Annotated in this window: 6 protein-coding genes; 3 read left to right on the top strand and 3 right to left on the bottom strand. The window is 66.9% G+C overall.

The genetic code is table 11. From position 1 onward, the window contains the following. Positions 1–79 precede the first annotated feature (79 nt). A complete protein-coding gene (locus NLI89_RS19075) occupies positions 80–697 on the top strand; it encodes a glutathione S-transferase family protein (RefSeq protein WP_254688419.1) in 618 nt (205 codons plus the stop codon). Between the two features lie 390 nt (positions 698–1,087). Here the strand turns inward: NLI89_RS19075 and NLI89_RS19070 are convergent, their stop codons facing one another. The 3 genes from NLI89_RS19070 to NLI89_RS19060 form a co-directional block, all read right to left on the bottom strand. Continuing rightward, positions 1,088–1,606, bottom strand: a complete 519-nt coding sequence (locus NLI89_RS19070) for a thioredoxin family protein (RefSeq protein WP_254688421.1) — start codon at positions 1,604–1,606, stop codon at positions 1,088–1,090. 5 nt (positions 1,607–1,611) lie between these two features. Further along, entirely contained in the window at positions 1,612–3,303 is a 1,692-nt protein-coding gene (locus tag NLI89_RS19065; RefSeq protein WP_254688418.1) for a DEAD/DEAH box helicase, read from the bottom strand. A gap of 373 nt (positions 3,304–3,676) precedes the next feature. Beyond that, the gene (locus NLI89_RS19060; protein ID WP_254688417.1) at positions 3,677–4,162 is read right to left on the bottom strand and encodes a hypothetical protein; all 486 of its coding nucleotides are present in this window, start codon (positions 4,160–4,162) and stop codon (positions 3,677–3,679) included. 107 nt (positions 4,163–4,269) lie between these two features. Between NLI89_RS19060 and NLI89_RS19055 the strand changes: the two genes are divergently transcribed. Continuing rightward, entirely contained in the window at positions 4,270–5,670 is a 1,401-nt protein-coding gene (locus NLI89_RS19055; RefSeq protein WP_254688420.1) for an FAD-binding oxidoreductase, read from the top strand. Positions 5,671–5,938: 268 nt separating this feature from the next. Beyond that, entirely contained in the window at positions 5,939–6,724 is a 786-nt protein-coding gene (locus tag NLI89_RS19050) for a SapC family protein (RefSeq protein ID WP_254688416.1), read from the top strand. Positions 6,725–6,743 lie beyond the last annotated feature (19 nt).

Genomic DNA, 6,743 nt, shown 5'->3' with positions numbered 1-6,743 from the left:
TTACTTCGCCAGCCAGCCGCTTGACCGCACCCTCACTCCATGAGACCATCGTTCACGATCCGTTCTCAAGGAGAGTCGCATGACGCTAACGCTCTACACCAACCCGATGTCCCGCGGCCGGATCGCGCGGTGGATGCTCGAAGAGGTCGGCGCCGAGTACGAAACCGTCGTCCTCGACTACGCGTCGACGATGAAGGCCGAGCCGTTCCTGTCGATCAACCCGATGGGCAAGGTCCCGACGATCGTCCACAACGGCCAGACCGTCACCGAATGCGCCGCGATTTGCGCGTATCTGGCCGAGGCGTTCCCCGACGCCGATCTCGCACCGCACGCCAACGAACGCGCCGCCTATTACCGCTGGCTGTTCTACGCCGCCGGCCCTGTCGAAGCGGCCACCGCGAACCGCGCGCTCGGCGTCGTGCCGACGGACTCGCAGGAGCGGATGGTCGGCTATGGCAATTTCGAGACGATGGTCGCCGTGCTCGAACAGGCCGTCGGCGCGCATGACTATATCGCCGGAGACTGTTTCACCGCCGCGGATGTCTATGTCGGCTCGCAGGTTATCTGGGGACAGCAATTCGACTGGCTACCGAAGCGTGACGCGTTTGCCAATTATGCGGAAAGGCTGAAGGAACGTCCGGCCTATATTCAGGCGGGGGCGTTGGACGATGCGTTGATCCCGGTCGTGAAAGCTTAACCGTTCCCCCGCGAAAGCGGGGGCCCAGGGTTCCAAACGATATCGCTGCTGGACCCTGGACTCCCGCGTTCGCGGGAGAACCGATAGGTCAAACTTCTAGCGCTATCAGTTTGCCAACTTGGCCGCGGCTTCCGCTGGAGCGAAGCATTGGCGGACGGCAACCGTATCCGCCACGGCAACCAAATTCACCCCGTCCCCCTCACCCGTCACCCCAGCGAACGCTGGGGTATCCCGGCAATGGACCGTGACCCTGCCGCTTGAGACCCCAGCTTCCGCTGGGGCGACGGGCCTTATACACCCCGTCGCCCGACTGTACCCGACCTCTGCCAGCGAACACTCGCGAGGGATACCGATCGCCGGTATCCCGGCTCGATCCTCAATCAGAAACGATCAAGCCGCCCACTTCGCCAGCCAGTTCGCCAACGCCTGCGGCCCCATCGACCGGGCATCCGCCAGCTCGGTCTCATGCCCGGCGTTCAGCAGCTTGTTCGTCCGCGGATCGACCACGAGCACTGCCGGCACGCCCTTGAGCCGCCCCTTGATGCCGTAACCCGCCGCGATCTGCCCGTTCTTGTCGAAGCGGCCGATATCCACCGTGACGACCACGAACTTGCTGTCCACGAAGCGCTTCATCTCCGGCAGGTCGATCGTCCCCGCCAGCAGACGGCAATCGAGGCACCAGTTGCCGCCGAGATCGATCAGCAGCCGCTTGTGCGTCTTCAGCGCGCGTGCCCGCGCGGCGGCGACCTGCGCATTGGCGTTCGCCGCCTCGTCATACGGCAGCGGCAAGGGCTGCGGCAGCTTGTCGAAGCTCGCCGTATTCACACGCGGCGCCACCACCTTCGCACGGGGCGCGGCAGGGGCCGCGACCGCGGTGGCGAGCAGGGCGAGGGCAGCGATACGGCGCATCGACATCATTCATATCCTCCGATCACGGCATTCAGGAAGCTCGGGAACGGTCCGTTCCAGCCATCCGCCGGCGCATCGGCCACCGGCTCGCGACGACCGCGGCTCGGGTCCGCAGGGATGCGCTCGGTCCGTGGCGGCTCGACCTTCGCCGCTTCCGAACGGGCAGGTTCCGAACGGACGGGCTCTGGACGGGCAGGCTGCGACCGGACCGGCTCCGACCGCACGGGCGCGGCACGAACCGGTTCCACATACGCCGACTCGACCGCGGCCGGCGAATCGACGCGCAGCTTTGCCGCAGGCACCACGGCGGGCACGGGCTCGTCGATCGGCGTACGCTCCCAGCGTGGACGCTTGGCCGCCGCAACCGGCTCCGCCGCAGCCAGCACTTCGGCGACGATCGCCGGGGCTACCGTATCCGCCCGCGGCGCCCGCCGCGTCCGTGGCCGATCCGACTCCTCGGCAACCGGAGCTGCAACCGGCACCGGCGTAAACGTCTCGGACCGCGCCCCGCGACGCGGCCGTGCGCGCCGCGCCGTGCCCTCGTCTTCGGTCGCAGCAGGTGCCGCGGCAGCCTTGGGCTCGGCACCCTTCAGCCGCTCGATCGTCTGCCCGGTAAGCTTCTCGATATTGACGATATTCTCGGCATCGTCCGGCGCAACAAACGTGTACGCCGTGCCTGTAGCCCCTGCGCGCCCCGTCCGCCCGATCCGGTGGACATAGTCGTCGGGATGCCACGGCGCGTCATAGTTGAACACGGTGGAGACGCCCTTGATGTCGAGCCCGCGCGCCGCGACGTCCGACGCCACGAGGATCGTCACCGCGCCCGACTTGAACAGCTCGAGTTCGGCCAGCCGCTGCGGCTGTTCCATGTCGCCGTGGATCTCGCCCGACTTGTAGCCCGCCTGCTTCAGCACCTTGTTGAGGTCGCGCACCGTCGTCTTGCGGTTGCAGAAGATGATCGCGTTCGTCACCTCTTCCTGCGCAAGTATGCGGCGCAGCGTGTCGCGCTTGGCGGTCTGGCTCGGCACCGGCACCAGATACTGCTTGATGTTGAGGTTGGTCGACGCCGGGCGCGACACCTCGATCGTCTTGGGATTGGTCAGGAACTTGTCCGCCAGCTTCTTGATCGGCGGCGGCATCGTCGCCGAGAAGAGCAGCGTCTGGCGCTGTTTCGGCAGCTTGGTGCAGATTTCCTCGATGTCGGGGATGAAGCCCATGTCGAGCATCCGGTCCGCCTCGTCGATCACCAGCAGCGAACAGCCGTTGAGCATGATCTTGCCGCGCCCGAACAGGTCCATCAGCCGGCCCGGCGTCGCGATCAGCACGTCGACGCCCTTCTCCAGCGCGGCGAGCTGGTCGCCCATCGACACGCCACCGATCAGCAGCGCCATCGAGAGGTTCGAGTTGACGCCGTATTTCTCGAAATTCTCCGCCACCTGCGCGGCGAGTTCGCGCGTCGGTTCGAGAATCAAGGAACGCGGCATCCGCGCGCGGCTGCGGCCATGCGCGAGGATGTCGATCATCGGCAGCACGAACGACGCGGTCTTGCCGGTGCCCGTCTGGGCGATACCGATGATGTCGCGCATCATCAGCACCGACGGGATCGCGCCGGCCTGGATCGGGGTCGGCTCGGTATAGCCGGAGTCGGTGACTGCCTTCAGCAGTTCGTCGGAGAGGCCGAGATCGGCAAAACTCATGCAAATGTCCGGTAAATAGAGGGTGAAATGCACTGCCCTCAAGCGTCCCGGCGCTCGCCGATTTTGCGACAAATGTCAAGGAAACGCGGTGAATGGAGGGTGGGGAGGGGCCGGTGGGCGGGTAAAGGTCAATTACCGGCTGCATTCGCGGAGCTTGAACGAGGTGCGTATGCGTGAATTCACCAGACGCACCTCCCCGGCGAAGGCCGGGGTCCAGTTGGAAAGGTCGCAGTAACGAACGGTAGCTCAGAGTTGGCAACGTCACCCAACTGGACCCCGGCCTTCGCCGGGGAGGTGGTTGTAGGGTGCGGGTGCTCGTCGAACCGAAACAGGATGTTCGAACAGGCAGTGTACGCGTTCCTAAGCGACCGACCTACTTCTTCTTCAACCGCAAGCTCTTGAACCCATCGATCTCGCACCGCGCGCCAGAGCGCATGCGGATCGCGTCGCGATCCTTGCAGATCAAACCGTCGGGCCCCGGCCGCAGATAAAACCCCGAATAATAATCGAGCGGCCTGCAGTCGCCGTCGAGCCGCGCGCGCAACCGGGTCGTGTCGTCCATCACCAGGTCGACCGCGCCCTCCTTGTTCAGCATCGCGCCGGCGATTGCGGCGACCGCGATGCATTTGGGGCCCTTATGCTCCTTCCACTCCCGCGGCGGCGAGAAGGTACGCGCAGGGGCCCGGCTCATCCGGGGCACGCGGATGATGATCCGTTCGTGGATCGAGACCTGCGCGATCTGCACGCCGTCCAGCCCGAACCCCGGTCGTGGAGCATCGCGCCTGCCCGCAGAAAAGGGGTCCGCAGCGAAGGGGCCCGCGAGCGCGAGCAGGGTGGCGGGAATCGCGGGATGGATCATGTTGACGTAGCCGTTAGGGCCAATCGTTGAACGCGCGATGAATTTTGTCTAGCGCGTCTCGCGTGCCCGAAATTCAAACAGCAGCCCTGACACCCTCGCAAGCCGCGATGCTGGCCGCGCTCGCACCGCATCTCGACGCCAAGGCGATCGTCACCGACCCCGCCGACATCGATCCCTGGCTGCACGACTGGCGCGGCCGTTTCCACGGCGCCGCGCCCGCGATGCTGTCGCCGACCTCGACCGCAGAGGTCGCGCTGATCGTCAAGGCCGCCGCCGAGCACCGCGTGCCGCTGGTCGCGCAGGGCGGCAACACCTCGATGGTCGGCGGCGCGACCGCGCCGTCGGACGGCAGCGCGCTGATCCTGTCGCTGCGCCGCCTCAACCGCATCCGCAGCGTCGATGCGCAAGCCGGGCTCGCCATCGCCGAGGCCGGCGTGATCCTCGCCGACCTCGACTCCGCCGCGCAAGGGCAGGGGTGGCGCTTCCCGCTGACGCTCGGCGCGCGCGGCACCGCCACGATCGGCGGGCTCGTCTCGACCAACGCCGGCGGCACGCAGGTCCTGAAGTTCGGCACGATGCGCGGCCTCGTCGCGGGCGTCGAGGCGGTGCTCGCCGACGGCAGCATCCACGACGGTCTGTCCGCACTGAAGAAGGACAATCGCGGCTACGACCTCGACCAGTTGTTCATCGGCGCGGAGGGCACGCTGGCCGTCATAACCGCCGCCACGCTCCGCCTCGCCCCCGCGATCGCGGCGCGCGGCACCGCGTGGGTCGGCATCGCGTCTCCCCAGGCTGCCCTCAAGCTCCTGCGCACGATGCAGGCGAAGACCGATGCGATCGAAAGCTTCGAGATCCTCCCCGCCGAGTCGCTCGACGCGGCGGTGGCGCATCTCCCGAACGCCCGCGCCCCGCTCGCTGGCCGTCACCCCTGGCACCTCCTGATCGAGGCCACGTCGGCGACTACCGAAGGCGAATCCCCCAGCGCACTCCTCGAACGCCTGCTCGCCCAAGCGCTGGAGGACGGCGCCATCGAAGACGCGACGATCGCCACCAGCGAAGCCCAGTCGGAGGCGTTCTGGCTCCTCCGCGACTCGCTCTCCGCCGCCGAACGCGCGCTCGGCCCCGCGACGCAGCACGACATTTCGATTCCCGTCGAGACGATGCCGCGTTTCATGATCGAGGCGGCGGCGGCGTGCGACGCGCGCTTCCCCGGCACGCATGCCAGCGGCTTCGGCCATCTCGGCGACGGCAACGTCCATTTCCACGTCCGCGCCGCCCCCGGCACCGACCCCGCGCACTGGTATGCCGAGGACGCGCCGGTCGTCACCCGCTTCGTCGGCGATCTGGTGACGGCGGCGGGCGGCTCGATCTCGGCCGAGCACGGCATCGGCCAGATGAAGCGCGACGAGTTGGAGCGGCTGTCGTCGCCCGCGCGGATGACCGCGCTCCGGGCGATCAAGGCCGCACTCGACCCGCTTGGTATCCTCAACCCCGGCAAGCTCGTCTAACGATAACGGATGATCCTCCCCCGCTAGGGGGAGGTGTCGCCGAAGGTGACGGAGGGGGAGGACACGGAACAGAGGTTTCCCCTTCCTCCCCCTCCGTCTGGCAAGTGCCAGCCACCTCCCCCTGGCGGGGGAGGATCGAAGCTTGAACGGTCGCCTCCCGCCCCCGAAAAGCGCGTCACACTTGCACCAGCCGGCCCCGCACCATACAGCCTCGCCCCAATCGGTGGCACCAGCCGCCGGCTCAAATCTGACCGATCCGGAGAGTAACATGGCCAGCGCCGCCCAGCTTCCGCTTTTCTACAACGGCCTCGAGCCGCTCTCGAGCGACACGCACGCCAATTACAAGGTCCGCCCGCAGGACAGCGCGCCGTTCCTGGTCGGCCAGCACGCCATCCCGATCACCGTCGACGAGTTCCCGCTGGTCCAGCGCCACATGCCGATCGTCTTCTCGACCGGCGACGATGCCATCCCGCTCGCGCTGATGGGCCTGAACGAGGGCGTCAACGTGTTCGTCGGCGACGACGGCAAGCTGACCGAGAGCACGTTCTACGTCCCCGCCTATGTCCGTCGCTACCCGTACATGCTCGCGCGCCTGCACCCGGACGCACAGGAGCTGTCGCTCTGCTTCGATCCGACGTCGCCGACGCTCGGCGAGTTCGAGGATGGCGATGCGCTGTTCGAGAACGGCCAGCCGACCGAGCTGACCAAGAACATCCTCGGCTTCAACGAGTCGTTCGAACAGGCCGGCGCGCGCACGCAGAACTTCATGAACGAACTGCGCGAGCTCGACCTGCTGATGGACGGCGAAGTCACGATCCAGCCCGACGGTGCCGAGCAGCCGTTCGTCTATCGCGGTTTCCAGATGATCAACGAGGAGAAGCTGATCGACCTGCGCGGCGACGCGCTGCGCAAGATGAGCAAGTCGGGCATGCTCCCGCTGCTCTACGCGCACCTCTTCTCGTTGTCGTTGATGCGTGACATCTTCGCGCGCCAGGCGCAGCTTGGCCAGACGCCGCAGCCGCAGATGGCCGCACCGACCCCGTTCAACGTCTGATCGCGACGGGCTAGCCCTC

This window comes from Sphingomonas faeni, assembly GCF_024273235.1.
In the GTDB taxonomy this organism is placed as follows: domain Bacteria; phylum Pseudomonadota; class Alphaproteobacteria; order Sphingomonadales; family Sphingomonadaceae; genus Sphingomonas; species Sphingomonas faeni_A.
Note: the sequence above shows the minus strand (reverse complement) of the source record. Positions and strands in the feature narration are given on the sequence as shown.

Excerpts from the sequence above, each read along its gene's own strand:
- NLI89_RS19075 (WP_254688419.1), top strand. The coding sequence starts at position 80 with ATGACGCTAACGCTCTACACCAACCCGATGTCCCGCGGCCGGATCGCG.
- NLI89_RS19070 (WP_254688421.1), bottom strand. The coding sequence starts at position 1,606 with ATGCGCCGTATCGCTGCCCTCGCCCTGCTCGCCACCGCGGTCGCGGCC.
- NLI89_RS19065 (WP_254688418.1), bottom strand. The coding sequence starts at position 3,303 with ATGAGTTTTGCCGATCTCGGCCTCTCCGACGAACTGCTGAAGGCAGTC.
- NLI89_RS19060 (WP_254688417.1), bottom strand. The coding sequence starts at position 4,162 with ATGATCCATCCCGCGATTCCCGCCACCCTGCTCGCGCTCGCGGGCCCC.
- NLI89_RS19055 (WP_254688420.1), top strand. The coding sequence starts at position 4,270 with ATGCTGGCCGCGCTCGCACCGCATCTCGACGCCAAGGCGATCGTCACC.
- NLI89_RS19050 (WP_254688416.1), top strand. The coding sequence starts at position 5,939 with ATGGCCAGCGCCGCCCAGCTTCCGCTTTTCTACAACGGCCTCGAGCCG.